Origin of the sequence: Catellatospora aurea (genome assembly GCF_042663325.1) — a bacterium.
GTDB classification, from domain to species: Bacteria; Actinomycetota; Actinomycetes; order Mycobacteriales; family Micromonosporaceae; genus Catellatospora; species Catellatospora aurea.
Genome location: NZ_JBHTAC010000016.1, coordinates 16,943 through 43,889 on the forward strand (window position 1 = coordinate 16,943; position 26,947 = coordinate 43,889).

27 protein-coding genes are annotated in these 26,947 nt (G+C 69.1%); 12 read left to right on the top strand and 15 right to left on the bottom strand.

Going from position 1 to position 26,947, the window contains the following annotated elements:
• Positions 1-10 precede the first annotated feature (10 nt).
• Complete coding sequence (locus tag ACFQO7_RS17515) at positions 11-1,261, top strand: MFS transporter (RefSeq protein WP_376807331.1); 1,251 nt, start codon at positions 11-13, stop codon at positions 1,259-1,261.
• 134 nt (positions 1,262-1,395) lie between these two features.
• Here ACFQO7_RS17515 and ACFQO7_RS17520 read toward each other — a convergent pair whose 3' ends face one another.
• Entirely contained in the window at positions 1,396-2,430 is a 1,035-nt protein-coding gene (locus ACFQO7_RS17520) for a sigma-70 family RNA polymerase sigma factor (protein WP_376807332.1), read from the bottom strand.
• 72 nt (positions 2,431-2,502) lie between these two features.
• Between ACFQO7_RS17520 and ACFQO7_RS17525 the strand changes: the two genes are divergently transcribed.
• Together ACFQO7_RS17525 and ACFQO7_RS17530 are read left to right on the top strand one after the other, a co-directional pair.
• Positions 2,503-3,330, top strand: a complete 828-nt coding sequence (locus ACFQO7_RS17525) for an alpha/beta fold hydrolase (RefSeq protein ID WP_376807333.1) — start codon at positions 2,503-2,505, stop codon at positions 3,328-3,330.
• Between the two features lie 463 nt (positions 3,331-3,793).
• Positions 3,794-8,407 (top strand): galactose-binding domain-containing protein, encoded by a 4,614-nt coding sequence (locus ACFQO7_RS17530; protein ID WP_376807334.1) that lies wholly within the window; start codon positions 3,794-3,796, stop codon positions 8,405-8,407.
• 389 nt (positions 8,408-8,796) lie between these two features.
• On the opposite strand, the gene ACFQO7_RS17535 is transcribed toward ACFQO7_RS17530, so the two are convergent.
• The 5 genes from ACFQO7_RS17535 to ACFQO7_RS17555 form a co-directional block, all read right to left on the bottom strand.
• Positions 8,797-9,102, bottom strand: a complete 306-nt coding sequence (locus ACFQO7_RS17535) for a hypothetical protein (protein WP_376807335.1) — start codon at positions 9,100-9,102, stop codon at positions 8,797-8,799.
• A 175-nt stretch (positions 9,103-9,277) separates the two neighbouring features.
• Complete coding sequence (locus ACFQO7_RS17540; protein WP_376807336.1) at positions 9,278-9,838, bottom strand: GNAT family N-acetyltransferase; 561 nt, start codon at positions 9,836-9,838, stop codon at positions 9,278-9,280.
• On the bottom strand, positions 9,835-11,094 hold the full coding sequence (locus tag ACFQO7_RS17545; protein ID WP_376807462.1) for a helix-turn-helix domain-containing protein: 1,260 nt from the start codon (positions 11,092-11,094) through the stop codon (positions 9,835-9,837). The genes ACFQO7_RS17540 and ACFQO7_RS17545 overlap by 4 nt, the downstream gene beginning before the upstream one ends.
• 949 nt (positions 11,095-12,043) lie before the next feature.
• A complete protein-coding gene (locus ACFQO7_RS17550; RefSeq protein ID WP_376807337.1) occupies positions 12,044-12,763 on the bottom strand; it encodes a 5-formyltetrahydrofolate cyclo-ligase in 720 nt (239 codons plus the stop codon).
• Positions 12,764-12,774: 11 nt separating this feature from the next.
• On the bottom strand, positions 12,775-13,977 hold the full coding sequence (locus tag ACFQO7_RS17555) for a helix-turn-helix transcriptional regulator (protein ID WP_376807338.1): 1,203 nt from the start codon (positions 13,975-13,977) through the stop codon (positions 12,775-12,777).
• A gap of 332 nt (positions 13,978-14,309) precedes the next feature.
• Between ACFQO7_RS17555 and ACFQO7_RS17560 the strand changes: the two genes are divergently transcribed.
• Entirely contained in the window at positions 14,310-14,549 is a 240-nt protein-coding gene (locus ACFQO7_RS17560) for a hypothetical protein (RefSeq protein ID WP_376807339.1), read from the top strand.
• A 157-nt stretch (positions 14,550-14,706) separates the two neighbouring features.
• Here ACFQO7_RS17560 and ACFQO7_RS17565 read toward each other — a convergent pair whose 3' ends face one another.
• Positions 14,707-15,138 carry a hypothetical protein gene (locus tag ACFQO7_RS17565; RefSeq protein ID WP_376807340.1) on the bottom strand — a complete coding sequence of 144 codons (432 nt, stop codon included), beginning with the start codon at positions 15,136-15,138 and terminating at the stop codon, positions 14,707-14,709.
• A gap of 109 nt (positions 15,139-15,247) precedes the next feature.
• On the opposite strand from ACFQO7_RS17565, the gene ACFQO7_RS17570 reads away from it, so the two are divergent.
• Both ACFQO7_RS17570 and ACFQO7_RS17575 read left to right on the top strand, forming a co-directional pair.
• A complete protein-coding gene (locus tag ACFQO7_RS17570; protein WP_376807341.1) occupies positions 15,248-15,457 on the top strand; it encodes a hypothetical protein in 210 nt (69 codons plus the stop codon).
• Positions 15,458-15,721: 264 nt separating this feature from the next.
• Positions 15,722-16,006, top strand: a complete 285-nt coding sequence (locus ACFQO7_RS17575) for a hypothetical protein (protein ID WP_376807342.1) — start codon at positions 15,722-15,724, stop codon at positions 16,004-16,006.
• 81 nt (positions 16,007-16,087) lie between these two features.
• Here ACFQO7_RS17575 and ACFQO7_RS17580 read toward each other — a convergent pair whose 3' ends face one another.
• From ACFQO7_RS17580 to ACFQO7_RS17590, 3 genes are read right to left on the bottom strand one after another with little or no spacing between them, the layout of a single operon-like run.
• Positions 16,088-16,522 (bottom strand): hypothetical protein, encoded by a 435-nt coding sequence (locus ACFQO7_RS17580; protein WP_376807343.1) that lies wholly within the window; start codon positions 16,520-16,522, stop codon positions 16,088-16,090.
• 52 nt (positions 16,523-16,574) lie between these two features.
• Positions 16,575-17,201, bottom strand: coding sequence for a hypothetical protein (locus ACFQO7_RS17585; protein ID WP_376807344.1), 627 nt, complete (start codon positions 17,199-17,201; stop codon positions 16,575-16,577).
• The gene (locus ACFQO7_RS17590) at positions 17,177-17,878 is read right to left on the bottom strand and encodes a hypothetical protein (protein ID WP_376807345.1); all 702 of its coding nucleotides are present in this window, start codon (positions 17,876-17,878) and stop codon (positions 17,177-17,179) included. The genes ACFQO7_RS17585 and ACFQO7_RS17590 overlap by 25 nt, the downstream gene beginning before the upstream one ends.
• Positions 17,879-18,071: 193 nt before the next feature.
• Here ACFQO7_RS17590 and ACFQO7_RS17595 point away from each other — a divergent pair, with 193 nt between their 5' ends.
• Together ACFQO7_RS17595 and ACFQO7_RS17600 are read left to right on the top strand one after the other, a co-directional pair.
• Entirely contained in the window at positions 18,072-18,722 is a 651-nt protein-coding gene (locus ACFQO7_RS17595) for a hypothetical protein (protein WP_376807346.1), read from the top strand.
• A gap of 168 nt (positions 18,723-18,890) precedes the next feature.
• Positions 18,891-19,358: a hypothetical protein gene (locus tag ACFQO7_RS17600; protein ID WP_376807347.1), complete on the top strand. Its 468-nt coding sequence runs from the start codon at positions 18,891-18,893 to the stop codon at positions 19,356-19,358.
• A 38-nt stretch (positions 19,359-19,396) separates the two neighbouring features.
• On the opposite strand, the gene ACFQO7_RS17605 is transcribed toward ACFQO7_RS17600, so the two are convergent.
• Positions 19,397-19,975 (bottom strand): hypothetical protein, encoded by a 579-nt coding sequence (locus tag ACFQO7_RS17605; protein ID WP_376807348.1) that lies wholly within the window; start codon positions 19,973-19,975, stop codon positions 19,397-19,399.
• 65 nt (positions 19,976-20,040) lie between these two features.
• Between ACFQO7_RS17605 and ACFQO7_RS17610 the strand changes: the two genes are divergently transcribed.
• The 3 genes from ACFQO7_RS17610 to ACFQO7_RS17620 all read left to right on the top strand — a co-directional run bounded on the left by ACFQO7_RS17610 (position 20,041) and on the right by ACFQO7_RS17620 (position 21,278).
• Positions 20,041-20,301 carry a hypothetical protein gene (locus tag ACFQO7_RS17610; protein ID WP_376807349.1) on the top strand — a complete coding sequence of 87 codons (261 nt, stop codon included), beginning with the start codon at positions 20,041-20,043 and terminating at the stop codon, positions 20,299-20,301.
• Positions 20,294-20,776, top strand: a complete 483-nt coding sequence (locus tag ACFQO7_RS17615; protein ID WP_376807350.1) for a hypothetical protein — start codon at positions 20,294-20,296, stop codon at positions 20,774-20,776. The genes ACFQO7_RS17610 and ACFQO7_RS17615 overlap by 8 nt, the downstream gene beginning before the upstream one ends.
• 67 nt (positions 20,777-20,843) lie before the next feature.
• A complete protein-coding gene (locus tag ACFQO7_RS17620) occupies positions 20,844-21,278 on the top strand; it encodes a DNA-binding protein (protein ID WP_376807351.1) in 435 nt (144 codons plus the stop codon).
• Here the strand turns inward: ACFQO7_RS17620 and ACFQO7_RS17625 are convergent.
• From ACFQO7_RS17625 to ACFQO7_RS17640, 4 genes are all read right to left on the bottom strand, one after another.
• Positions 21,275-21,721, bottom strand: a complete 447-nt coding sequence (locus tag ACFQO7_RS17625) for a hypothetical protein (RefSeq protein ID WP_376807352.1) — start codon at positions 21,719-21,721, stop codon at positions 21,275-21,277. The two genes, ACFQO7_RS17620 and ACFQO7_RS17625, sit on opposite strands and share 4 nt — an antisense overlap.
• Positions 21,722-21,730: 9 nt before the next feature.
• Positions 21,731-22,204 carry a hypothetical protein gene (locus tag ACFQO7_RS17630; protein ID WP_376807353.1) on the bottom strand — a complete coding sequence of 158 codons (474 nt, stop codon included), beginning with the start codon at positions 22,202-22,204 and terminating at the stop codon, positions 21,731-21,733.
• A gap of 254 nt (positions 22,205-22,458) precedes the next feature.
• On the bottom strand, positions 22,459-22,776 hold the full coding sequence (locus ACFQO7_RS17635; RefSeq protein ID WP_376807354.1) for a helix-turn-helix domain-containing protein: 318 nt from the start codon (positions 22,774-22,776) through the stop codon (positions 22,459-22,461).
• Positions 22,773-23,138 carry a type II toxin-antitoxin system RelE/ParE family toxin gene (locus ACFQO7_RS17640; protein ID WP_360535277.1) on the bottom strand — a complete coding sequence of 122 codons (366 nt, stop codon included), beginning with the start codon at positions 23,136-23,138 and terminating at the stop codon, positions 22,773-22,775. Before ACFQO7_RS17640 ends, ACFQO7_RS17635 begins: the two co-directional genes overlap by 4 nt.
• A gap of 279 nt (positions 23,139-23,417) precedes the next feature.
• Between ACFQO7_RS17640 and ACFQO7_RS17645 the strand changes: the two genes are divergently transcribed.
• Positions 23,418-26,873: a lamin tail domain-containing protein gene (locus ACFQO7_RS17645; protein ID WP_376807355.1), complete on the top strand. Its 3,456-nt coding sequence runs from the start codon at positions 23,418-23,420 to the stop codon at positions 26,871-26,873.
• Positions 26,874-26,947: the final 74 nt, after the last annotated feature.

The window sequence follows — 26,947 nt, forward strand, 5'->3', positions numbered from 1 at the left end:
TCTCGACCTTGTGCGCAGGCTAGTCGACTCCGTCGTGCCCGCCCGGCTCGGCGCGGGCTACCGCTGGCTGCTGGCCTCGTCCTGGTCGAGCAACCTCGGCGACGGGGTGGCGCTCGCGGCCGGGCCGCTGCTGGTCACCTCGCTGACCGACGACCCGTTCCTGATCTCGCTGGCCGCGCTGCTGCGCTGGGCCCCACCACTGGTGTTCGGCCTGTACGCCGGAGTGTTGTCGGACCGGCACGACCGCCGCCTGATCATGATCGTGGCGAACCTGGCCCGGGTCCTGGTGCTGGCCGGGCTCGTGGCGACGATGCTCACCGGGACGCTGACCGCGATCGGCGCGCTGGCGGCGATCGGCCTGCTGACCGTCGCCGAGGTGTTCGCCGACAACACCGCGGGCACGCTGACGCCGATGCTGGTGCACCGCGACGACCTGGCCGTGGCCAACGCCCGGCTGCAGACCGGCTTCATCACCCTGAACCAGCTGATCGGCCCGCCGATCGGGGCGGCGCTGTTCGCCGCGGGCACGGCCTGGCCGTTCGCGACCGAGGTCGTGCTGGTCGCCGCGGCCGTGGTCCTGGTGTCGCGGGTGCGGCTGCCGGTCCGGGAGCGGCCCGCGCAGCAGGAGCGCAGCCTGCGGCGCGACGTCGCCGAAGGATTCCGCTGGACGGTCAACCACGCGGCCGTGCGTACCCTCGTGCTCACGATTTTGATCTTCAACGTGACCTTCGGGGCCGCGTGGTCGGTGCTCGTGCTCTACGCACAGGAGCAACTCGGCCTCGGCGCGGTCGGCTTCGGCCTGCTCACCACCGTCTCGGCGGTGGGCGGCCTGCTCGGCACCGCGCTGTACGGCGCGATCACCCGCCGGGTGAGCCTGGGCAACGTGATGCGCGTCGGGCTGATCATCGAGACGCTCACCCACCTGGGCCTGGCGGTCACGAACTCACCGGTGGTCGCGTCGGCGATCTTCTTCGTGTTCGGGGCGCACGCGTTCGTGTGGGGCACCACCTCGGTCACGGTGCGCCAGCGGGCCGTGCCCGAGCAGCTGCAGGGCCGGGTGAACAGCCTCAACACCATCTGCGTCTTCGGCGGGCTGGTCGTCGGCTCGGTCATCGGCGGCGTGCTGGCCACCCACTACGGCGTCACCGCGCCGTTCTGGTTCGCCTTCGCCGGCTCGGCGGCGTTCGTCGTGCTGCTGTGGCGCGAGATGACCCGCATCGCCCACGAGGACGAGCAGGAACCCGTCCCCGCCGCCGCGTGACCGCGCGCCCCTCAAGGTCATCGGACTTGCCCGGCACCTGTGCGTATCTTGACCGTTCATTCGCCCACTTGCCGGGCAAGTCGAACGATCATGGTGAGTCCCGGCACCCGCTCGCGACGGGTGGCGGGCGCGAGTCAGGGAAGTGACCGGGGCAGGTCGAAGAGGGGGAAGTGTTCCTCGCCGACGAACGAGGTGACCTCGGCGATGCGGTCGTCGCGCAGGGTCAGCACGTTGACCGACCAGGGCAGGTGCCCGCCCTCGTCGCCGGGGCGCAGGTAGCAGGCCACGGCGGGCTGGCCGTTGGCGTCGACCGGCAGGTGCCGCCAGGACCCGCACGAGGTCAGCGGGACGCGTACCGCGAAGTCCGTGACCGCGGCCAGGCCGTGGTACCAGTGCGGCAGCGGCGGCATGGACCAGGTCACGTCCTCGACCAGCAGGGTGATCAGGGCGTCGGCGTCGCCGCGCTCCAGCGCCTGCGCGAACCTGCCCACCACCTCCCGCACCCGCGCGTCGCCGATCTTGCGCAGGGTCTGCTGCTGGCTGGGGGAGGGCGCCCGCTCCGCCACGATCCGGCGGGCGCGGGCCAGCGCGGAGTTCACCGAGGTGGTCGACGTGTCCATGATCGCGGCGATCTCGGCGACGGAGAACCCCAGCACCTCGAACAGCAGCAGCGCTGCCCGCTGGTTGCCCGGCAGGTGCTGCAGCGCGGCCACGAACGCCAGCTCGACCGCCTCGCGCTGCTCGTAGCGCGCGCCCGGCCCGGCCGGACCGGACCCCAGACCCGCGCCGGCGTACGGCCCGAGCCAGGCGACCTCGGTCAGCGGGGTGTGCCCGAGCACCGCGTGGGCGCTGGCGGGGCCGAGGTCCATCGGCAGGGCCCGCCGCCCGCGCGCCTCGACGAGGTCCAGGCAGGTGCGGGTGGCCACGGTGTAGAGCCACGACCGCAGCGAGCCGCGCCCGGCGAAGCCCGCCAACCCGCGCCAGGCCCGCAGCAGCGCGTCCTGCAGCGCGTCGTCGGTGTCATGAGCCGAGCCCAGCATCCGGTAGCAGTGCGCGTGCAGCTCGGCGCGCAGCGGCTCGACGAGCCGGGTGAACGCGGCGTCGTCCCCGCCCCGCGCGGCGGCCAGGTCGGGGTCGTCCCCAGGCGGCGCGGAGAAAAGTTCGCTCACAAGCGACGATTCTGCCGCACGCGCCCGGTCTCATTCAGGTACGAGAGCCATCTCACCTGCTAGGGAGCCCTGATGAACGACATTTCGACCGTGCCCGCCGCCGTCCTGGAGGTGCCCGGCGCACGGCTGCACTACGAGGTCCGGGGTGCCGGACCGCTGATCGTGCTGATCGGCGCGCCGATGGACGCCCGCGCGTTCACGCCGCTGGCCGAGCTGCTGGCGACCGACCACACGGTGCTCACCACCGACCCGCGCGGCATCTTCCGCAGCTCGGTCGACGACCGCGACCAGGACTCGACGCCGCAGCAGCGCGGCGACGACCTGGCCCGGCTGATCACCCACCTCGACGCCGGCCCGGCCGTGGTGCTCGGCTCCAGCGGCGGGGCGGTCAGCGCGCTGGCGCTGGCCGAGGCCCGGCCCGACCTGGTGAGCACGCTCATCGCCCACGAGCCGCCGCTGGACGAGCTGGTCGAGGACCGGGCGGAGCTGCGGGTCGCGACCGACGACATGATCGCGACGTACCTCGGCGGGGACCACCGGGGGGCGTTCGCGAAGTTCCTCAAGATCGCGAACATCGAGCTGCCCCCGTTCGTGTTCGAGGCCATCGTCGGCGGCGAGCGCGACGAGCAGTCGGTCGCCGACGAGCACTTCCAGTACGCCCACATGCTGCTGCCGACGGTCCGCTTCGTGCCGGACGCGGCGGCGCTGCGCAAGGGCGGCGCCCGGCTCGTGGTCGGCATCGGCGAGGAGTCGACCGGCCAGCTCTGCGACCGCACCTCGCGGGCGCTGGCGGCGCAGCTGGACATCGAGCCGACGATGTTCCCCGGCGACCACATCGGTTTCACCGGCGACCCGGCGGCGTTCGCCGCTCGACTGCGCGAGGTGCTGGCCGCGGGCTGACCGCACCGTCGATAGTGGACACATGGCCATCCGGATTCCGTCCGGATGGCCATGTCGTCGTGCGCGCTTCTCATCCGTTCGTCGGCTCACGACTGTCGAAGTGTTGACGTGTTCGTGACGTGTCGGTAACGTTGCCCCCGACACAGTGCAAGATTTCGACAAACAGATGTTTAGTTTTGTCGTTAGCTTGTGCAAGTTCCCTGCAGGCCGCTCACCTGCCGGTGTTCTCCATCCGTTCGGGAGAGGCCCGGTATGACGTCGGCATTCGTACGCACTGGTCGATCACCTCCACGCGGCCCGGGCTGAGTTCACGCCCCCGCCACGTCAGCGGTTACACCACGCCTGCAAAACATCAACCGCACGGCCCCGCTCACCGTCGCGGCTGATCGGTCACCCGTTTCACCGCAACGCGTGTGGATCCCCGTCCACCCGCGGAACCGTCCCTCCGTGACAAAGGACAGTGATGAGAACCAGGACTCCGATCAGAGTGGTGGCGACCGCGGTCGCCGCTGCCATGATCGCCACCGCCGGGTGGGCGGCGGTCGCGCAAGCGGCCGGCGGCCCCAACCTGTCATCAGGCAAGACGACCTCCGCCAGCTCGGTCAACGGCCCCTACGTGACCGGCAACCTCAACGACGGCAACCAGGGCAGCTACTGGGAGAGCTCCGGCTCCCTGCCGCAGTGGGCCCAGATCGACCTCGGCGCCGCCACCGCCATCGACCAGGTCGTGCTGAAGCTGCCCGCCGGCTGGGGCACCCGCACCCAGACCCTGTCCGTGCAGGGCAGCACCAACGGCTCCACGTTCAGCGACATCGTCGCCTCGCAGGGCTACAGCTTCAACCCGTCGGTCGCCAACAACTCGGTGACCATCAACTTCCCGGCCACCTCGCCCCGGTACGTGCGCGTCAACATCAGCGCCAACACCGGCTGGGCCGCCGCGCAGCTCTCCGAGCTGGAGATCTACGGCACCGCCAGCGCGTCGACCAACCTCGCCCAGGGCCGCCCGACCACCGAGAGCGGCCACGCCGACGTCTACGACGTGTCCCGCACCGTCGACGGCAACCAGGGCACCTACTGGGAGAGCGTCAACAACTCGTTCCCCGAGTGGGCCACCGTCGACCTCGGCTCGTCCGTCGCGGTCAACCGCGTCGTGCTCAAGCTGCCCACCTCCGGCTGGGGCACCCGCTCGCAGACCCTCGCGGTCCAGGGCAGCACCAACGGCTCGACGTTCACCGACATCGTCGGCTCGGCGTCGTACACCTTCAACCCGGCCGTGGCCGGCAACTCGGTGACGATCAACTTCACCCAGACCACCACCCGGTACGTGCGGATCAACATCACCGCCAACTCCGCGTGGCCGGCGGGCCAGCTCTCCGAGATCGAGGTGTACGGGCCCGGCGGCGGCACCCCCGACACCACCGCCCCGAGCGTGCCGTCGAACCTGACCCTCGGCGCATCCGGCACCACGATCACCCTCAACTGGGGCGCGTCGACGGACAACGCCGGCGGCAGCGGCCTGGCGGGCTACGACATCTACCGCAACGGCGCGCTGGCCGCCCAGGTCGGCGCGGTCACCACCTGGCAGGACACCCAGCCGACCACGGCCACCGTGTCCTACTACGTGCGGGCCCGTGACGTCGCGGGCAACGTGTCGGCCAACAGCAACACGGTCACCCGCACCGGGACCACACCCGACACCACCGCCCCGAGCACGCCCGGCACGCTGACCCACAGCACGTCCGGCACGACGATCACCCTGAACTGGGGCGCGTCGACCGACAACGCGGGCGGCAGCGGCCTGGCCGGCTACGACATCTTCCGCAACGGCGCGCTGGCCGCGCAGGTCGGCACCGTCACCACGTGGAACGACACCCAGGCCGCCACGGCCACCGTGTCCTACTACGTGCGGGCGCGGGACAACGCCGGCAACGTCTCCGGCAACAGCAACACCGTCACCCGCACCGGCACCACCACCGACACCACCCCGCCGAGCACGCCCGGCACGCTGAGCCACAGCACCTCCGGCACGACGATCACCCTGAACTGGGGCGCGTCGACCGACACCGGCGGCAGCGGCCTCGCGGGCTACGACGTGTTCCGCGACGGCGCGCTGGCCGCGCAGGTCGGCACCGTCACCACCTGGAACGACACCCAGGCCGCCACCGCGACCGTGCAGTACTACGTGCGGGCGCGTGACAACGCGGGCAACGTCTCCGGCAACAGCAACACCGTCACCCGCACCGGCACCCAGCAGCCCGGCTGCGTCAACGTCGCGTCCGGCAAGACCATGACCGCGAACGGCTCCACGTTCACGTTCACCCCGGACAAGGCCAACGACGGCCAGCTCGGCACCTACTGGGAGGGCGCCGGCTACCCGGCGACGCTCACCGTGGCGCTCGGCGGCAACCACGTCGTCACCCAGGTCAACGTCAAGCTGAACCCGGACCCGGCGTGGGGCACGCGTACCCAGAACTTCCAGATCCTGGGCCGCGAGCAGTCCTCCTCCACCTACACCAACCTGGTGTCGGCGGCGAGCTACCAGTTCACCCAAGGCAACAACGTGGTGAGCGTCCCCGTCTCGGCGACCACCGCCGACGTGCGGCTGTCCTTCAACTCCAACACCGGCGCGCCCTCGGGCCAGGTCGCGGAGTTCGAGGTCTGCGGCACCCCCGCGCCGAACCCTGACCTCACCGTCAGCAACGTGTCGTGGACCCCGTCCTCGCCGAACGAGGCGTCGAGCATCTCGCTGACCGCCACCGTCAACAACATCGGCGACCTGTCCGCCCCCGCCTCCAAGGTCGGCCTGTACCTCGACGGCGCGCTCAAGGGCACCGTCGACGTCGCGGCCATCGCGGCCGGCGGCTCGCAGTCGGTGAGCCTGCCGATCGGCAACCTCGGCCAGGGCACGTACGCCGTCAGCGCCCGCGCCGACAACGCGTCCACGGTCGTCGAGAAGAACGAGAACAACAACACCGCCAACGCCGCGAGCAACCTCGTCGTGGCCCAGGCACCCGGCCCTGACCTGCAGGTCACCGGCATATCCACCAACCCGGCCAACCCGGCCGTCGGCGCGGCGGTCAGCTTCACGGTGACCGTCAACAACCGCGGCACCACGGCCTCGGGCACCACCACGGTCACCCGGGTGACGGTCGGCTCCACCACCCTCAACACCAACACCGCGTCCATCGCCGCGGGCGCCACCGTCAACGTGGCCGTCAACGGCACCTGGACCGCCACCTCCGGCGGCGCGACCATCGCCGCGAGCGCCGACGCGACCAACGTCGTCACCGAGACCAACGAGACCAACAACTCGCTGACCTCGTCGATCGTCGTCGGCCGGGGCGCGGCCGTCCCGTACACCTCGTACGAGGCCGAGTCCGCCGCCTACCAGGGCGAACTGCTGCAGACGGACGCGCTGCGCACCTTCGGGCACACCAACTTCGCCACCGAGTCCTCGGGCCGCAAGTCGGTGCGCCTCACCACCGCGGGCCAGTACGTCGAGTTCACCTCGACCAACCAGGCCAACTCGATCGTCGTCCGCAACTCGGTCCCCGACGCCGCCGGCGGCGGTGGCCAGGACTTCACGATCAGCCTGTACGTCAACGGCACGTTCAACCGCAAGCTCACCCTGTCCTCGGTGCACAGCTGGCTCTACGGCACCACCGACGACCCCGAGGGCCTGACCAACACCCCGTCGGCCAACGCGCGCCGGCTGTTCGACGAGTCGAACGCGCTGCTGGGCACCTCGTACCCGCCGGGCACGAAGTTCAAGCTGCAGCGCGACTCCGGCGACAACGCCTCCTTCTACATCATCGATATGATCGATCTTGAGCAGGTGGCCGCGCCGCTGAGCAAGCCCAGCGAGTGCACCTCGATCACCAACTACGGCGCCGTGCCCAACGACGGCCTCGACGACACCGCCGCCATCCAGGCCGCGGTGACCGCCGACCAGAACGGGCAGATCAGCTGCGTGTGGATCCCCGAGGGCCAGTGGCGGCAGGAGCAGAAGATCCTGACCGACGACCCGCTGAACCGCGGCACCCACAACCAGGTCGGCATCAGCAACGTCGTCATCAAGGGCGCGGGCATGTGGCACTCCCGCCTCTACTCGCTGATCCAGCCGCAGAACGCGGGCGGCATCAACCACCCGCACGAGGGCAACTTCGGCTTCGACATCGACAAGAACACCCAGATCTCCGACATCGCGATCTTCGGCTCCGGCCGGATCCGCGGCGGTGACGGCAACGCCGAAGGCGGCGTCGGCATCAACGGCCGGCTCGGCGTCGGCACGAAGATCACCAACGTGTGGATCGAGCACGCGAACGTCGGCGCCTGGGTCGGCCGCGACTACTCCAACATCCCCGAGCTGTGGGGACCCGGTGACGGGCTGGAGTTCAGCGGCATGCGCGTGCGCAACACGTACGCCGACGGCATCAACTTCACCAACGGCACCCGCAACTCGACCGTGTTCAACTCGTCGTTCCGCAACAACGGCGACGACGCGCTCGCGGTCTGGGCCAGCAAGTACGTGAAGGACACGTCGGTGGACATCGGGCACGACAACCGGTTCGTGAACAACACGGTGCAGCTGCCGTGGCGGGCCAACGGCATCGCGGTGTACGGCGGGTACGGCAACAAGATCGAGAACAACCTGATCTACGACACGATGAACTACCCGGGCATCATGCTGGCGACCGACCACGACCCGATCCCCTTCACGGGTCAGACGCTGATCGCCAACAACGCGCTGTACCGCACGGGTGGGGCGTTCTGGAACGAGGACCAGGAGTTCGGCGCGATCACGCTGTTCGCGGCGACGGTCGCGATTCCGGGGGTCACGATCCGTGATACCGAGATCTACGACTCGACGTACGACGGTATTCAGTTCAAGGCGGGCGAGCTTCCGGGGGTGGTCATCACCAACGTGAAGATCGACAAGTCGAACAACGGCGCGGGCATGCTGGCCATGGCCCAGGCCCGGGGTAGCGCGACGCTGTCGAACGTCGCCATCACGAACTCGGGTACGGGGAACATCGTGACCCAGCCGGGGTCGACGTTCACCTTCTCGGGTAGCTGAGCTGCTCGCGAGAGTGCGCACACCAGGGGGCCTGCCGATGATCGGCAGGCCCCCTGGCTTTTGGCGTACAGAATCCGGCGTACAGGCCGACTCGTCCGTCGCCCTCATGCCCACGCCGCCAACAGCCGCTCTGAGCTGCTGTCTTGTTCTGCCTTAACGGTTAGTGTTGGTCGTTGCTGGTCGCCGTTTGACGGCCTGGCGACGGCCCGGGCCATCTCTGACGGCCTGGAGACGGCCTGGCGTAACTCATGATCATGATCGCGAGCCCGGGCGGTGCGGGGACATACCCCACGATCACGCGCTGGCCTGCCGGTAAACCGTGCCGCCAACGGCCCGTGGTCCAGCACCAGCGGTGACGTTAAGCGGCCGTTCTGACTACCCTCAGTGGATCATGCGAGGCCCGAGTCATCCCTGCTACGGCGCAATGAAGTGATTGCCGCCTCGATACGCAGCAAGAAGCCGAACAGGGCACCCGCGGCGCAGACGAAGACCGTGTCTTGTTCGAGACGGTCCCGCAGCAGCATCGCGGACACGCCAATGACGATCAGGCCAGTGCCAATCGTCCTGAGGTAACCCACGTTGTCAGACAGCCGATTCATGGGCTGGATATTAGGGTTGTCCACCGCCGGTTGGGTGCCCGTGGTCGGCATCCGTTGGCTAGGGCGCGGCAGTCGATCCCCGATCACCTGCCACATGAACCACCTGCGCGACCGTTCCGGCCAGGGAAGGCACCGGGCGGCGGACCTGACCTGCGGATTACTTGCGCGAAGGTCGCGTACGGCCGGGGACGCGGTCAAGCGGTCTCTCTCAGTCAGCTGCGGCTATCAGCAGCCGGCAGGGTTGCTGTACTTCGCTGCTTACGGCTGGCAATCAGCCTGGCTGCGTGAGATTCAGCAGCAAGGAGTGATAGATGGGAGCGTCGGCAAACGGTTTGAGTTCGCCAACCTGGTGCCAGCCCCACTTGCGGTAACCGGATATCGCGGAGATGTTGTCCGGCAGGACCAGCAGGGTTGCCCTGGATTCCGGTCGGCCTCTCATAAGTGCGGCATGTAAGGCCTCGGCGATTCCGCGCCGCCGCATCGATGGGCGCACCATGATGTAGTTCAGCGCAAAGGTACGCGAGCCGTCCTCGACGACGAGGCCTGGATCGACCTCGTTGAGAAGACCGTGCCACCAGGCGGACCCTGCAGGGAGCGTGTAGCCGAGCGCATACCCCGCGAGGCTGCCACCGACCCGAGCCGTCACCAGCTCGAACCCGTCCCGCCTCGCGTAGGCCTCGACCCGCTCCCAGAAGCGGTCCTCGGTGAAGAACGCCTGTTGGATCTTGTCCGCGTATGCCTCGCGGTAGACGCTGAGCAGCTCGTCGCGTAGTTCAACCATGTCTGCCGCGTAGTGCTTGTCGACGACGAGACCGGTGATGGGGGTGTTCACTGCCGGGCTCCCCGGTCGTCGGTTGCCGATGCGAGATACCGCTTGATGAAGCGTTCGACGTGCGTCTCCTCTGGATGCTGAGCAAGGCGCTGGGCGACGTTCTGAAGTTCGGTGTTGATGACCCAACTGGCCACCTCTCCGCTGAGGTCGTCCATCGCCTCATTGGCCGAGACCGCCGCACCGACGACATCGCGCAGATCGAGCCTGGTGCTCGCGAGACGTACGCGGTACAGCGCGCGGTTGCGCGCAAAGCCCACCCCATGAGCAGCCACGGCGCGTTGAAGGAGCGTTTCCGCTCGGGCGGCCTGGCCGAGCTTCATGGCAACGGTCGCCTCGATGCCGTCCAGTTCCGCCGAACTGACGAACGTGCACCAGTCGTCACCCTCCTCGTGCGCCTTGTCGAGGTGACGCCTGGCATCCGCTGCCGCCTTGCCGGACTCGACCTCGTTCCCAGCGATGGCGTGCGCCGTGGCTTGGCGGATGAGCGGCACGACGGCGATCCGGCCGCGCTTGTCATAGCCGTTGGCGATACGGCCGGCCGCCTCCGCGTACCGGAGGGCCTGTCTCGGCATCCCGAGAAAGCTGCTCTGGAACGCCAGGTTGACCAGCGCGTGGATCTCGATGCTTGCGTTCGCTGACTGGCTCGCCAAAGAGAGGGCTTCGTTGTAGCAGGACCGGGCGATATCCTGCTGACCCGAGTCGAATGCGAGCCAGCCGGCACACATCTGCGCGCGGCCCGTGGCGGCCAGGATCTGGTCTCCGACGCTCTCGGTGTACGTCCCGTTCTCCAGGAGTTGGTATCCCTCCCGTGCGACACCGGCTGCGGCCTGCCAGAGGTTCTCGCCACCGTGCTGGTGACCGAGTGCGCGAAGGCGCGCCACAGCTCGATGGAGCCGTTCGGCGTCGGTGACTCCGACTCGGCCCACCCGATGCGTCGTGTCGCCGGCTGCGCCGAGGCTTGCCATCGCAGCGGCCAGCGGCATCGTGACGAGCGTGCGTCGCCTCATGGGATCAGACGTTACCGCCGCCCGTGTCTCTTGGGCCTGCTGAACCTGGGCTATGGCGATCAGAACCCCGTCAGCTTGCAGCGCGAGGTCGACAGCGCTGGCGATGGTTTCCGACGGTGGGCGCTTGTCGCGTTCGATCCTGCTGAGGTGGCCCTTGTCGATATGGGATTCATCGCTGAGGCGGCGGAGCGACCAGCCACGTTCTGACCGCAATCGCCGCAGGCTTTCGCCGAATGATTCCGTCGTCATGCTCACCCCATCGCCTACCGGCCGTGTTGCCAGGCTGCTGAGCCACCTGGCAACCCCTTCGAAGACCGTCTCGGGTCCTTCAAGCTGAGTTCGGCGCGAGGCGGGGTGATGGGAGATCCGGCCGCCTCGATGCCAACCAAGACTCTAGAGGTCGAGAGGAGGGTCATCAACATGGTTGTCACGGGAAGCCTGCTCGCGAGACGCAGCCCGAGCCGCGCGGCCATATACACGCAACTGATCGCGGAGCCTGGGCGTGACTGGACAGTGGGCGAGCTGCACCGTGAACTGGCCTATGCCGGAGTGTCCGCGGAGTCCGCACGGGCTGTCGTATACCTACTGCTGGATGCGCGAATTCTGATGCAGGTCAGAGGACGGCGTCGGCTCACGGTAAGGCTAGGTACCGGTGCCGATGAGTGCCTGCGGCAGGTGATCGGGGCATGGTCCAGAGCGCAGGAAGCCGGGGCGGCGGCGTGAATTCTGCTCATCGGCCGAGTGGCTGTTCGACAACGCATACGCGTGTCAGCGAGTCGATGCGAGAAATGGACCCGATCATGCGTATCAGTCGCGAGACATACTGGGCGACCGCAAACACGAGCTTGCTGACCACCATCCTCGTCGGGCTCCGAATGAAGAACGGCGGCGAGAACGCGCCTGCCCGGGACAGCCCGCGAACGGGGGCGAGATCGGCATGATGCCGAGGTCACCAGCCGGATTCACGAGACGTCTCCGGCTCGCACCCCGTGGTCGTCACTCGACCGGCTGGTGACCTCACCCGCGCCGATCCGAGCCTGGCAGCTGGTCAGCCTGAAGCGCGGGCCCCGGGGCTGCCCTTCGCGTCAGATCCACGTACTTCCCGGCGAGGGCTTTGCAGAAGATCGCTTCGGGGCCAGAATGCGCATCGTGCTCACGCGCGATTCGGTCTGTCGGTGGGCCGTAGCCCGTGGTGGTGTCACTCTACGTACCGGGTCAAGGCGGGGATCGCGCGGACCTTGTCGACAGTCAGGTGACTGGCCACGATCCCGCCAGGTCTTCGTGGCGGCTGGCAGTAGATGGTTTCCGCAGGCGTGATGATGACGTCAACGCTGAAGTCGTGCTCGGTCTCAGGCAGGGCCTCGTCAAGCACCTGCGCCGTGTGGACCGTCGTGACAATGACGGTCTCGGGTCCGATGAGCCCGGCTTCGGTCAGGAGAGCCACCTCGATGTCGCTGTAGCCGGCGCCTTTGCCCACGCGGACGCCACGACGGTTGACCGCCACGCTGCCCATCACGATGAGATCGACGTGTCGCATCTGGTCCAGGTTGACGCGGGGAGCGTGGCGGCTGGCCCCGTCACCCGTGGTCACCGTCTTGATCTCCGTGGTGGCAGCGGGATCCAGCAGGTAGAACGGCTCCGGCGTCGCGAGCCTGGGCACGGCCATGTAGAGGAGCTTGCCCTCCTGGAGGGCCTGGATCCGCACCGGGTGCTGGGCCGGGTCGGGGTTGGCCTTGACGACCCGGGCGTTCTTCCACGCGTCGAGTGAGGCGAGCCGGTCGGCGGCGAGGTCCGCGCCGACGAAGTTGGGGATCCTGCCGTGTGCTCCGGGTGGAAGCGCCGCACCGATGTCGTGCAGCAGCGCCCATACCTTCTCTCTGGCGGCCTGCTTCGCCTGATCGATCGCGGGGTCGATCACGCTGGCTCCACTCATGCTGCCGACATCAATGCGAGCAGCCTATCGCTCACCTCGGACACGCCGACGTTGTCGCGCCAGGGGAGCATCTCCCGCGCAGCGGTGAACGCCACGTTCAACCCGCCGCCGCCGCGGGTGCGCTCCAACACAGCGATTGCCTGGTGGAGATGGCTCACCGCCTCATCAAGCTTGCGCTGCCGTATGCAGGCCAAGGACAGGTTGCCCAGCACGATCGCCGTGGACTTCCGCTGGTGGTTCATCAACGTGTGGCTGGACCGGAGCGTCGGCTCGGCGCGTGACAGCAGACCGAGACGCAAGTACGAGGAACCGGCGATCCTGCCGTGGGTGCTCCGGCAGAACAGCGCGGCGGCGGGCTCTTCCGGGCGGACCTCGTCGAGCAGCCGTTCCGCCCGATGCAGCGCGACTTCGCAGCCACGGGCGTCGCCCAGCATGGCGTGCGCCTCTCCGACGTGCAGCGTGGCCATTCCCGCGAGCACTGTGCTGTGCCCCTTCGCCGAGTCTGCGGCGCGCTGCGCAAGAGCCAGCCCGCCGCGAGGATCCTTCCTGCCGGACAGCGCGACGTAGCTCTTGCGGAGTTCAGCGTGTGCTGCCACGACGACGATTCCCGCATGGCCGGCGGCGGCAATGGCTTGATCAAAGTAGGTGTCCGCGCCCGGGTGGTCCCGTCGATACGACGCATCCCAGGTCAACTGCCCCATGAGCAGCGCGGATTCAGCCTCCGCCGCCCACAGATCGTCCCGTGCGGCCGCCGAACTTGCACGTGAGCGCAGGTATACCGCCTGTCCGTGCAACTGCCCTGCGGGCGCGAGCAGTGCGCTGGAAGGAAGCTCGTCGTACTGCCGGTCGAGCTTTTGGGTCTGGTGCCGCAGACCCGCCGCGATGACGGTGTCGACGGCGGACGGGTGTGCCAGCGCGTATTTCAGCCGCTCGTCATGAGGCGGTGCCGCTTCAGCGTGGCCGACCAGCAGCACATCAAGATGTTCGACGGTGATCTTCAGCGCCCGTGCCAGCTGTGGTCGGTGCCATGGCTGTGGGGTGGTGTCGCCCGCCTCCCATCGAACGACGGTTGACCGGTCGACACCGAGGTTCTCCGCGAGCTTCTCCTGACTGAGTCCGACTGCCTTGCGGCGTTGCGACAGGCCGACGCGCTTCACGATCACCTCTGCGGTCCGATGAAACGATCCGAACCCATTCATGCAGATCAGCGGAGGCGGCGCAACGGTCGTGCATCAGCTCTGCGTCATCGCCGCGCTGTCTGGGGCATCCGTCGGAGACGAAGGTGGTCACGACACCTGGTGTGCCACCGGTCATCGCGGAGAGGACACGTCGGGCTGTCACAAGTCACCGGCCGGGCGGCAGCCGTCCCCGGCTCGCACCCTGTGGCCGTCATGCGTCGTCTCGGCCGGTGACCTTGTCCAACGAGCTATAAGCAACGGTTCACCCGGATCTCGAAAGGGGCATCACCATGGTTTCGACGGGAAGTCTGCTCGCCAGGCGCAGCCCGAGTCGGGCGGCGATATACGCGCACATGGTCGCGGACCCGTCGCGTGAATGGTCGATCGGCGAGCTGCACCAGGAGCTGGCCGATGCCGGAGTATCCGCGGAGTCCGCTCGTGCTGTTGTATACCTGCTGCTCGACGCACGGATTGTGGAACTGGTCAGAGGTCGCCGTCGGCTCACGGTGAAGCTCGCTGCCGGTGCCGCCGATCACCTGCGGCAGGTGATCGGGCTTTGGTCGTCGGCGCAGGCGGACCGAGCAGCGTCATGAGAAAGCTCGGGCGATCACCCGACCGCCAGAACCGGCGTTGGCGGCTCAACGCGACGGCACGGAAGCCTCGTCACGAGCTCGTGTGGTCTGCCGGCCACTGGCCGCGGCGCACGGAGGCAGACCGACCAGGCGCGTTTGTGGGTGCGCAGTGCCGCTGCTAGATCAGCATGACTTCAGCGGTATTCGCGCGGAGCTGCTCCTCAGTGACCGGGTGCCGCCAGCGCCCGACCTCCACCACGTACACGCTGCGCCGTTCGGGGATGCCGTCCACGACGAACTCCTGATGGCAACCCCCGTTTCGCCACACCGGCTCGTTGAGGATCTTGCCTGCGGCGAGCTGCTCGCCTTCGGCACTGAGGATCTTGACGACGGCCCCGTTCCGGAAATAGGTGCCCTGCTGCGGTTCGCATACGTTGCTGGTGGTTTGGCCGCCGCCAGTGAACGTCGCGCTCGCGGGGGCGGCATCGCCACCCCATCCGCGGGCGGTCCAGCCGACCAGCGCGGCCACGGCCGCCACTGCGCTGAGCGCGCTCACCAGTGCGATCAGCTTCCATTGCCGGACCTCGCCCGGCACATCCCCCGTCGTCATTCGCGGCACGATACCGGGCGTCGGCCATTCGGTGAATCCCCAGTTCACTGGCTGTGTTCGCCCGCCACGGCGGCCCGTGAACATCCGTCGATCACCGAAGGAGGCATCAATGCGGTCCTACATCGAACCGATCAGCGACAAGCGTGCGGAGTTTCTGCACCGTGAGCTGCACCGCCACCGGAACTGTGAACGTTCCGGGCGATGCCGCATCTGCCTGCAACCCGACTGCCTCGGCGCACGGCAGGCCCGTGCTGAGCTGCGCATGGCAGGCCGGCACGAGACTCAGCCGGGTTCGGGATTAACCCTCCCCGGCAGCTGAACGGCCCGAAGCGCAGGTCAGGGGCCTGACGGCGGCGGCCGTGACCTGTGCGTCAGATTCGCGTGCTTCCTGGTGCAGGCTTTGTGGAAGATCTTCCCGCGGTTCAGAATGCACGGCATGCTTACGTTCGATGAGAGTTGGCGTGGTGGCACCACGCATTCCTGTGACTGCTGTGGGAACGCCAGCCGGCGCACCTGGGCCATGGTCAACCGCGACGTCCAGCCGTAAGCGGCGTTCTTCGCGGCCTGCTACGACCACGGCCACGTGCGCGAGACCTGGATCGACGTCGTCTTCGGCACCTGGGGCCAGGGCGAGTACGACGATCACGTGACCTTCGGATGTCGGTTCGGCCCGGTCGCGGGCAGCGACTACCCGGCGGCGACCGCGGTCGACGCCGCCGAGGTCGCCCCGGACGATGCCCTGTTCGGGCAGAAGCTCACCCGCTCGCAGGCCTTGTCCCATCCTCGTGTGAAGGAGTTCTGGGAGGTCGTCGACTTCGTTGTCCTCAGCGACCTGGTGCACCCGCACCACTACGAACACTCGGCCTGACGACCCCGGACCAACCGGCATCCGCCGGGTCGGGATGGCGCACACACCGCACGTCTGCTAAGTATCCGCGATGGTCGGCTCTTAACCGGACGTGCTCCGTAGCTGCAGGTGGAGTTGGCCGGCGAGGTTCACCACGACGACGAAGTCGAAGACGGCGATGTGGTCGACGTCGAAACTGCCGGTGACGATCGGTGGCGGCGCGTAGGCATAGACCTGGTCGGCCCCCAGGCGAAGCTCACGCCGGTGGTACGCGCCCATGGCGAGGCCGGCCAGCAGGTACCTGTCCTGGCCCGCCTCGGTCTCCAGTTCGGCGACGAGGTCGGAGCGGGTGTTCCAGCCTCGTACGAGCTCGCCTTCGAAGGTGTCGAGGTGCCACCATGCCCCGTCCGCGGATTCCAGGAACACGTCACCGAACAGCGAGGTGAACCGTGGGGCTTTGCCGGCCAGGTCCAGCCAGGTCCACGAGTCCAGCGCCTGACGGTATTGCTGCTCGCTGAACTGCTTGGTGAGTTCCATCGGCCCATTGGATCATGCGCTGGCTCGCGCTGCCGACCAGCGCTCCTCCCGGTTATCGGGAGTGGCTGACCTGTATGGTCCAGCTGACCGCGTCGGGGTGCGACGAGGTGTCCAGCAACTCGCCCAGCTTCGACCGAGCCAACCGGGCGACCAGGGCATCGTCGAGTTCGTGGTACTGCGTCAGCCCGTCCGCGCCTTCCCGGAGGGGCCGGATCACCATCACCTCGCCCTCGGCGAGCATCGACAGCTCCGCGCCGAGAACGTCGAGCGTGTGCAGCTCCGCGGTCTCCTCTTCCTCCTCCGGCTCGATCCACACCTCGATCGGCGGCTGGTGCGGCGCGACCGACGCACCCAGCTCGATTCCTGCCAGAAAGGCATCGAGGACGTGCCGACGGAGCAGCGGCGCGGACCCCTCCAGCGCCTGCCGATCAACGGTGATGGACAGCTCGACGACGCCGTCGATAAGTTCGGCTGCCAGCGGTTGCAGTGCAACGTCGCCAGGGGCCGACACCTCTACACGGAGCAGGATCGGCCCGGAGACGGTCGCGCTCACGCATCCCGGCCACTGCTCGATCCAGGACGCGGCCGACGCCGCGGCGTCCTGCAGTGACCGCTGGTGCCGCCGTCCGAGGCCGGGCGCATCCACCGACCAGCTCACCAGTTCGCGCGGATCTTCCACGTCATGACTTTCTTGCCGTCGGGGAGTGTCTGATCGTCGTGTTCGACGAGGTCGCCCATGTTCTCGATGAATCGGTCGAGCTTTGCCGCCGTCCGTCCGGACCGCTCGGTTCGGGTCGCCACCAGCAGTTCGTCAGGTCCGACAACCTGCAGCAGTTCTCCCAGCCACTCGGACGCGTACGCCATGGCCTCTTTGCGGTGCCGGGGTGGGGCGGTGAACGGGTCGTCCGTCGCGTCCCCGCCGGGTGCAGGTTTGCGCACCGGGATGACACCCAGCCCGTACTGCGAACCGACGGCGTCCAGCGTCGCGAGGACGGCACGGGTCGCCTGCACGGCGCGCAGCCCGTCGACCGGTCGGCTCAGCCAGGCGCGGGGTAGCAGCAACTCGCACCAGATTCCCTCGTAACCCGGTTCGTCGCGTTGCCGGATCCGGCCGACCACGGGACGGTCCGTCTCCGTCAAGATCGGATCGATGATCACCTGCTGGCGGCTCATCCCGCCCGCGGCCTGCCACTGCCGTAGCTGAACCATCTCCTGGACTCGCGTGCCGACGACTGTGAGGAGATGGTGCAGTTGCGAATGCCGACGGTCTTCCTCGGCGTCGGGGAGCTGCACCACCGAGTTCCCGTGGTGCCCGACGAATACGCCGAACATGCCCACGAACAGCCACTCAGCCATCGATTACCCGCCGTAGGAGATGCCTTTCCAGTTTCAGTATGGATCGCGTGCGGTTGCTCGTACGACGGACGGGTCTGTGTCGTGGACGGCCTGGCCGGAGTCGCACACCCGACCCGGCTGCCGTGACGACGCCGCGTATCACCGGCCCGGGTCGCGCCTCTTAACCGGTGTCCGACCGACACAGGAGGCGCAGATGCCCAATCACCTGAGTTTCACCGGGGAGAGGTACGAGTACGAGGCGGGTGGCCAGACCCACACCGGCGACAGCCTGTGGGCGGTCTCCGACACCCTCGACGTGCTGCTTCGCACCGCCCCAACCACCTACTACACCGTCACCGCCCCCGCTTTGCACCGGACGGCCCTGCCTGGTGGCGCGTCCGGGAACTCGCTGCTGGCCGGCCTGACCGTGGTCCGCCGCGTCGGCGGGGCGATCGAGCAGGAGTCGGCCGCCGCCAAGGACACCGTCGAGCCGCACAAACTCCCGGGCGTCTCCGGTGTCGCGCACTCCGAGTTCCAGGCGTTCCTGGCCTGGGTCGAGGCGGCCGCCGCGAACCTGAACCAGGAGTCGACGCTCGCCGCCGTCATCGAGGCGCACCAGACCAATACCCCGTGCTCGACCTGCCAGAAACTCATCGGCGGGGTGATGGTCCGGCTGGCCGCGCAGTACGACAAGCCGGTCATCTTCCGGGGTTCGGCGCTGCAGGCGTACGAGACGGCGCCGGGCGCGCTGGGCCGGATGCTCCTGTCGGTGCGGTCCGGCACCGGCAAGTACGACACGCAGACCCCGCCCGTCATGAACGACGTCCTCGGCACACACCTGATGGTCCCGCTGATGCGCTCTTGATCCGCGCTCAGCCGTTCTGACACGGCATGGAGCGCGCAGCGGCTGCTCGGCCGACGACTACCGGGGGTTCGTGGGCGTTCGACGTCGGCGAACTCCCGGTAGCCCGTCGGCCATGGCAGCCGGGTTCGGGGCAGACGGCTGAAGCGTGCCTGCCGCAGAATGTCGCTCGTGCTGATGCGGACCAACTTTGCGCCCCTGCGCCGCCTGACACCGGACCCCGACAGCCGGCTGGGGGGCCTGCTGGGGTTCTGGTTCTGTGCGGCCATGGCGGGTTACGGGATCGTGGAGATCGGGGTGCGCGAGGCAGGGATCGGCAGGCTCTTGATGCTTGTCGGGGGAGCGCTGTGGTTCCGCGGGCAGTTGCGGATCGGCATCTGGACGAGTGGAACCCACCTGCACGTACGCTACGGCCATCGGAACCGGGCGTTCGCGTTCTCGCAGGTGGAAAAATTCGCCATCAGGCCAGACGGTGAACGGGCCGCCGTGTTGTGGATCGACCTGGCCGACGGCGCGCGTTATCCCACCCCGGCACAGCTCAAGTACAAGCGTGCGCCGAGCGGAGTCTCGATGACCTTGTCCGGGCTGACCGACCTGCTGGCCGCCCTGGACGAGTGCCACGCGACCAGACCCAGGTGAGAGCATCGGCGCTGCGCCGGTACGACAGCGCCACTCGGTCAGGGCGAGGGTCGTGGCGTGGCAGTGGGCGAGAGGTGGACGTTCGGAAAGGGCTGGACGGCGAACCGCGCCACCTTCCACTCCGACCCGACCCGTTCCAGTGCGACCACGACCTCGCATTCGATGATCTCAACCCCGGCCAGCGCGTTCGTCGTACGTTGCTGAGTCACGTAGGCCAGCACCTCGGCCCTTTGCCGTCCGTGCTCGCGGAGGCCCACACTGCGGGCCTCCGCGGTGACCACGGCCTGCTCCGCGAGGGCGGTCGGGCGCAGCGACGCCATGGTCGCCGTGTACTCGGTGGTGAACGGTCCCGTGAGGAAGGACTGTCCACGCGCGACGGAACCGTCGAAGTCGCGGTAGTCGTATCCCAGTAGGGCGCGGATCGCCGGGAATACGAACGGCTTGTATTCGGCTACGGCCGCCTGGCGGGCCTGCCTTTCCTGCCGGGCCTGGTACTGCACCCAGTGCGGCCAGCCGAAGAAGGCGACCAGCCCGGTCACGACCACCGACACCAGCACGATCCGGAACCACGTCCGCTGCCGTCGTCGTCGCCGCAGAAGCTCCTCAAACCAGGTCACGTCCCTGACTCCCCGCTAAGACGTCCGATGGCGGCGCCCATCCTAAGCACTACCATCCAGCCGGTATGGCCACGATCGACACCGACCCGGGAGGGCAGCAGATGCGGACCCTGACGCCCGAGCAGCGCCGGCGCGCCTTGGCGCTCATGGCCGAGCTGGTGCACACGCCGGACGAAGAGGTCGACGACAAGGTCGAGGAACTGGAGCGCATCACCGAGTGCCCGCACGTCGTCGGCTACCTGTTCCACCACACGCCGCACCTGACCGACGAGCAGGCACTGGAGAAGGCCTTGGCCTACGAGCACATCGCACTGCCCGGTGCGTGACGGCATGCTCAGCGATCATGACGAGTTGTGGCGACTGCTGCGCTCACTGGACGACCCACAGGGTCTGGAGTTCCCCACCGGCTACGACAGTCGGCGCGAGCGCGCCCGGTTCGAGCAGCTCGCGCAGCGGCTCGATGCCGCGTTCGGGGGCGCGTGCGAGGTGGACCGGCAGGTGCAGGACGCGAGCCTGCACGGCCGCATCGAGGTTCCTGCCGCGCTCACCGCGACCGGAAGCCGGCTCGTCGTCTCGATCAGCAATTTCGGCGGGATGGCGGTGCTCGCCGTCGACAATCCGGGCGTATGGACGGACGAGGAGGCGGCCGAGCTGCTCCACCCCGACGACGGTGGCCGGATCGGCGACGCGCTGGCCAGCCTCGGGTATGTGCTCGTCCCTGAAGAGCCGTTGTGGCAGCGCTACAACGGTGCGTGGCCTCGGGTGCAGAGCTGGTGGGACCGGTTCTTCGACTACCTTTGAACGCGGTTGAACATGACGTGTTCAACATTATGTTTACAACGGGCCGTTTATCTGGTTGGCTGTGTCCATGGCTGACATCCACGATGAGGACCCGTTCGTTCCGCCGGACGCCGGGCGGGCCCGTGCTCACCGCGACTTCGCCGCCCTGACCCGGCTCGCCGAGCGCCACGGCGCGACCGCGAGCAGGCGCGACCGCTGGCGGCATCCGCACGTGTTGGACCCGTTCGAGGCGGTCGCCCTGTCGGTGTCCCTCGCGGCGGGTTCGGCCCAGCCCGAGGTCGACGAGGAGCCGTTCGACGAGACCGACCTGACCGCCGCGCTCACGCTCATCCCGCGGGTGCGGGCCGACCTCGACGCCCTGGAGGCGGGCCTGCTCGATCTGGCCCGCGCGCGAGGGCTGACCTGGCAGGCGATCGCCTTCGGGCTCGGCCTCGGCTCCGCGCAGGCGGCCCGGCAGCGGCACGAGCGCCTGACCGGCCGTACCAACGCGGCGGCGAGCTAGCTCGTCCGGCCTTCGGTGCGCCGGGTGCGGCGGATCCGGATCGCCCGGTCGGCGAGCTCGTCGACGGCCGCGCCGATCTCCGGCGGCAGCCCGCCGTCGCCGCAGCACGGCGGCTTGGTACGCGGGTCCGTCGGCGGCTTGACCCCGGCGAGTTCATACAGCGCCGCGTATACGTCGGCACCCGGGTCGGCCTCGTCGTGCCGTCCGATCAGGAGCACACACGCCTGCCTGCCGGACCGGAACGCGACCACGATGCGCAGGTCGCCGACGTGTTTCACGCACAGGTGGTCGAGCGGGGCCCCGCCGGTGAGGCGGTAGCCGAGCGCCGCGCAGCCCTCCGCTTCGAGGTGGCGCAGGAACTGGGCGACCTGCTGCTGCTGGCGGCTGCGCAGGCCGTCGAACTGCTGCTCGGCACGGGGGGTCCAGTCGAGGGTGACGGGCACGTGACCTGCCTAGGCCGGGCTCTGCCGCGTACGCGCGAGCAGCTCGTGGACGTCGATGGCCTTGCCCTCGCCGCGCTGCATCTGCGCGAGGCTCTCCCGGAGGTCGTCGCGTTCCAGCAGGGCGGTGTCCTCCAGGTAGCGCCACACGGCGTCGAGCAGCCCCCGGGTCTGCCCGGCCTGGCGCAGGTCTTTGACCAGGTGCCAGACCTCGTGGAAGCGGCGCGGCTCCAGCCGTGGCTGCCCGTTGACCTGCACGATCGTGAAGACGCCGGCGCGGGCCCATTCCCGGACCGTCGGCTCGCTCAGGTCGAGCAGCTCGGCCGCGATCACCGGCCGGATCGGTTCGCAGGTGGCCAGCCACTGCCGGGCGACGCGGAGCAGCCGCGCGCGCCGGTCGTCGTCGAGCGTGCGGGCGATGTCCTCCAGCTCTTCCACGCAGGAGAGCAGTTCGGCGATCTTCTCTCGGTCGGACGCGACAGTCACGGCTGGCTCCTGCCCCTCGCTGCGACCCGGTGCTTACGAGTATGACCCAAGAATCCACAAGCCGCCGCCGTCGGCTGGTGGTCCCGGCCCGTGTAGCCCGAGATCGTTCGAGTTGCCTGGCACCTGTGCGTATCTTGACCCGCCTTAAGCCCAGTTGCCGGGCAAGTCGAACGATCAAGGTGAGGGATGCGCCCGCGCTGATGCGCAGGGGTGAGCGAGCGGACGTGATGGGTCTCAGTCGGTCAGTGGGCTGGTCAGGCGACTGCGGCGATGTCTCCGTTGTCGAAGTAGATCGCCTGGTGCAGCCGCCCGCCCAGGGCTGTTGCGAATCGCGCAAGGACTTCCTGTCCGGAGATGTGGCCCTGCTCGATCTGCGAGACGCGACCCTTGGTGACGCCCATGCGGTCGGCAACCTGCTGCTGAGTCAGCCCGCGGGCGCGGCGCAGCTCGGCGAGACGGTGTCCGAGCACCTCGTTGAGCAGCTCCTGCTTACCGGCCTGTATCGCTTCCTCGCCCCCGGCGCGCTCGACATGCTCGGCGCGGACCTCGCTCCATCGGATGTATTCGGTCACCGTTGGCCTCGTTCCTGTTCGGTGCGTTCTTTCAGATAGATCTCGTAGCGGTGCTCCGCCAGCGGTATGGCTTCGCGATACCAGGCGTTCCACTGACCGGATTTGTCTCCGGCGACCAGCAGGATGCTCGAACGCCACGGGTCGAAGGCGAACAGGATGCGCACTGTCCCCGGTCGCAGCTCTTTTAGGTTGGCGAGGGTCGAGCCGTGGATCGTGTCCACCAGCGGGCGGCCCAGACCGGGGCCGGATTCGGCGAGTGCGTCGATGGCCTGCACCACGCGGGCGAGAGTCGCGTCGTCCAGTGCCGCGATCCAGTCTCGTACCTCGTCAACGAGGTAGATCTCCCACTCCGTGTCCGGCATGGGAGGCAGTATAGCTTCTACTATACCTTGGGGCCGGCCCCCGCTGCGGCCCGTGTTGTGCTGGGGCGTTGCGCCAACCCCACTGAGCATGTTGACGATCGGCCTGATGTGGCCGCGGATCAGCCGGAGGGCTGATGTGCAGGGGGACGGCCCGGCATTCCTCGGAGGGTCGGCGCTGGTGTTCGCCGCGTGTTCAACTGGCGGTCGCGGGTGTGCCGGAGGCTGCGGCGAGGAGCGCTGCTCCGTGTGCCCTCACCGCCTCCGCGACAAGGACCCAACGTGCGTACACCTCGGCAAACAAGAACGCGGCTGGCCTTCGCCGCGCTCTGCGCCGCCGCTCTGCTGATCCCCGGTACGCCGGTGTCGGCGCAGGAAGCGGCGTCGGTGCGGATCAACGAGATCGAGTCCAACGGCGGCTCGCCCGGCGACTGGGTGGAGCTGGTCAACACCGGTTCCGCCGACGTCGACCTGTCCGGCTGGACGGTCAAGGACAACGACGACACGCACGCCTTCGTCCTGCCCGCGGGCACGGTGCTCGCCGCGGGCGGCTACCTGGCCGTCGACGTGGACCCGCTGTTCGGCCTGGGCGCCGCCGACTCGGCCCGCCTGTTCGCGGCGGACGGCACGGTCGTCGACAGCCACTCCTGGACGAGCCACGCGAGCACGACCTACGGCCGCTGCCCGGACGGCAGCGGGGCGTTCGCCACGACGACGTCCTCGACGCGGGCCGCGGCCAACGACTGCTCGGCTCCGAACGCGACCGTCGTGAAGATCAACGAGGTGGAGTCGAACGGCGGCACCCCGGGTGACTGGGTGGAGCTGGTCAACACCGGTTCCGCCGCGGTCGACGTGTCCGGCTGGGTGGTGAAGGACAACGACGACACGCACGCGTACACGATCCCGGCCGGAACCGTCATCGCCGGTCGCGGGTTCGTGGCCGTGGACGTCGAGGTGTCCTTCGGGCTCGGTGGCGCGGACTCGGCGCGGCTGTTCCAGGCCGACGGGTCCACGCTGGTCGACTCCTACACCTGGACCGCGCACGCGGCGACCACGTACGGCCGCTGCCCCGACGGCAGCGGCGCGTTCGCCTCGACCAACACCTCGACCAGGGGCGCGGCCAACGACTGCGGTTCCGCCGCGGCGGCGGTGCGGATCAACGAGGTCGAGTCCAACGGCGGCACCCCCGGCGACTGGGTGGAGCTGGTGAACACCGGCGCGACGGCCGTGGACGTGTCCGGCTGGGTGTTCCGCGACAACGACGACACCCACACGGTGACCGTCGCGGCGGGCAGCACCCTCGCCCCGGGCGCGTTCCTGGCCTTGGACACCGAGCCCGCGTTCGGCCTGGGCAGCGCGGACTCGGCGCGCCTCTACCTCGCCGACGGCACGACGCTGGTGGACACCTACAGCTGGACCGCGCACGCGGCGACCACGTACGGCCGGTGCCCGAACGGCACCGGGGCGTTCATCGCCACTACGTCCTCGACGCGCGGCGCGGCCAACGACTGCGGCGCACCGGTGCGGATCAACGAGGTGGAGTCGAACGGCGGCACGCCCGGCGACTGGGTGGAGCTCGTCAACAACGGCGTGAGCACCGTGGACGTGTCGGGTTGGCTGGTCAAGGACAACGACGACACGCATGTGTACGCGATCCCGGCCGGCACCACCGTGGCCTCGGGCGCGTTCCTGGCCCTCGACGTCGAGACGGCGTTCGGGCTCGGCGGCGCGGACTCGGCGCGGCTGTTCCAGGCCGACGGGGCGACGCTGGTCGACTCCTACAGCTGGACCGCGCACGCGGCGACCACGTATGGGCGCTGCCCGGACGGCACCGGTGACTTCGCGGCGACGACCGCGCCGACCAAGGGCGCGGGCAACGTCTGCCCCGGGCAGGTCCCCGCGGCCTTGTGGCCCGGTGGGCCCGAGGTGACCACGGCCGACGCCGCGAACCTGTTCGGCGGCAACATGAGCGGGCTGGCGTACCAGGACCAGGGTGTGCTGTGGGCGGTCAAGAACGGGCCGGGCACGCTCTACCGGCTGGTGCGCGACGGCGCGGCCTGGACCCCGGACCCGGCCGGCGGCTGGGCCGCGGGCAAGGCGCTGCACTACACCGACGGCACCGGTGACCTCGACGCCGAGGGCGTCACGCTGACCTCGGCCGGGCCGTCCGGTGGCGTGTTCGTGTCGACCGAGCGCAACAACGCCGACAGTGGCGTCAGCCGTCCGCGCATCGTGCGCTTCGACCCGGCCGCCGGGACGGCGCTGTACGCCACCATGGCCTGGGACCTCACGGCGGACCTGCCGCCGGTGGCCGCGAACAGCGGCATCGAGGGCATCACCTGGATCCCGGACGCCTACCTGACCGCGCACGGCTTCGCCGACGAGCGCACCGGCAAGGCCTATGACCCGGCCGCCTACCCCGGCCACGGCGACGGCCTGTTCCTGGTGGGCCTGGAAGCCAACGGCCAGGTCTACGCGTACGCCCTGGACCAGGGCAGCGGCGCGTACACCCGGGTCGCGGCGTTCGCGAGCGGCTTCCCGGCGGTGATGGACCTGGTGTTCGAGCCGGAGACCGGACATCTGTGGGCGGTCTGCGACGACACCTGCCAGGGCCGCACCGCGACCCTCGGCGTCGACGCGTCCGGCCGGTTCACGGTCGGCGCGGTGTACGAGCGCCCGGCCGGGATGCCGAACTTCAACAACGAGGGCTTCGCCATCGCCCCGCAGTCCGCGTGCGTCGCCGGACGCAAGCCGGTGTACTGGTCCGACGACAGCAACGACGCCGGTCACGCGCTGCGCGGGGGCACCCTGCCCTGCACCGACCTCGACGCCGACGACGACGGCATCGCCGACGACGCCGACCCGCTGCCCGCCGACCCGGGCAACGGGACGTTCTCCGACGACGACGGCACCTCCGGCCGGATCCTGGACCGGGCGGGGCGGTCCGTGTCGATCGCGGACACGGCGGGCGGCGTGCTGGTGACCGTCGGCGCGGGCACCGCCCCGGCCCGGGTCGCGCTCGACGGCGGCGCGGCGGCGATCGCGCTCGGCGAGGGTGCGTACGTGCTCGGCGGCACCGGCTCCGTCACGGTCCTCGGCGGTGAGTCGGCGGTCGCGACGGTGACCGTGCAGGGAACGGCGGTCACGGTGACCGTCGCGGCGGGCGGCTGGGTCTCCTATCCGGAGGTCACGGTCAAGGCGGGGCTGGCGGCCCTGCTCGGCATCCGGTCGACCGGCGGCGTCACCGTCGGCGCGGCGGGCGTGCCACAGGACCTGTGCGCCACCGTGCAGAACGTGCTCGTCGGCTCCACGCGCAACGAGACGATCACCGGCACCGAGGGTGCCGACCTGATCCTCGGCAAGGGCGGCAACGACGTCGTGAACGGCAACGGCGGCGGCGACTGCGTCGTCACCGGCAGCGGCAACGACGTGGTCACCACCACGAGCGGCGACGACCGGGTCGACGCCGGCGGCGGCAACAACGTGGTCGGCACAGGTGAGGGCAACGACGTCGTACGCACCGGCTCGGGCAACGACGTGGTCAACGCCGCGGGCGGCGACGACCGGGTCGACGCGGGCGACGGCAACAACACCGTCAACAGCGCGGCCGGGGACGACACCGTGACCACCGGCAGCGGCAACGACGTCGTCGACTGCGGCGCGGGCACGGACACCGCCCGCGCGGGACGCGGCAACAACGTCAACTCCGGGGCGCGCTGCGAGGCCTTCGGCGTCTGAGCGTGTCGGCGGGTCCGCCCACGCTGTTCCGGCAGCGGGGGCGGAGCCGCTTTCGTATACCCCCGAGCTGCGTG

Coding starts and splice junctions, on each gene's coding strand:
- ACFQO7_RS17545 (WP_376807462.1), bottom strand. CDS start 11,094: ATGACGACGGAATCATTCGGCGAAAGCCTGCGGCGATTGCGGTCAGAA.
- ACFQO7_RS17620 (WP_376807351.1), top strand. CDS start 20,844: ATGGCTGACATCCACGATGAGGACCCGTTCGTTCCGCCGGACGCCGGG.
- ACFQO7_RS17640 (WP_360535277.1), bottom strand. CDS start 23,138: ATGCCGGACACGGAGTGGGAGATCTACCTCGTTGACGAGGTACGAGAC.
- ACFQO7_RS17525 (WP_376807333.1), top strand. CDS start 2,503: ATGAACGACATTTCGACCGTGCCCGCCGCCGTCCTGGAGGTGCCCGGC.
- ACFQO7_RS17560 (WP_376807339.1), top strand. CDS start 14,310: ATGGTCGCGGACCCGTCGCGTGAATGGTCGATCGGCGAGCTGCACCAG.
- ACFQO7_RS17570 (WP_376807341.1), top strand. CDS start 15,248: ATGCGGTCCTACATCGAACCGATCAGCGACAAGCGTGCGGAGTTTCTG.
- ACFQO7_RS17595 (WP_376807346.1), top strand. CDS start 18,072: ATGCCCAATCACCTGAGTTTCACCGGGGAGAGGTACGAGTACGAGGCG.
- ACFQO7_RS17610 (WP_376807349.1), top strand. CDS start 20,041: ATGGCCACGATCGACACCGACCCGGGAGGGCAGCAGATGCGGACCCTG.
- ACFQO7_RS17565 (WP_376807340.1), bottom strand. CDS start 15,138: ATGACGACGGGGGATGTGCCGGGCGAGGTCCGGCAATGGAAGCTGATC.
- ACFQO7_RS17535 (WP_376807335.1), bottom strand. CDS start 9,102: ATGTGGCAGGTGATCGGGGATCGACTGCCGCGCCCTAGCCAACGGATG.
- ACFQO7_RS17530 (WP_376807334.1), top strand. CDS start 3,794: ATGAGAACCAGGACTCCGATCAGAGTGGTGGCGACCGCGGTCGCCGCT.
- ACFQO7_RS17555 (WP_376807338.1), bottom strand. CDS start 13,977: ATGAATGGGTTCGGATCGTTTCATCGGACCGCAGAGGTGATCGTGAAG.
- ACFQO7_RS17590 (WP_376807345.1), bottom strand. CDS start 17,878: ATGGCTGAGTGGCTGTTCGTGGGCATGTTCGGCGTATTCGTCGGGCAC.
- ACFQO7_RS17580 (WP_376807343.1), bottom strand. CDS start 16,522: ATGGAACTCACCAAGCAGTTCAGCGAGCAGCAATACCGTCAGGCGCTG.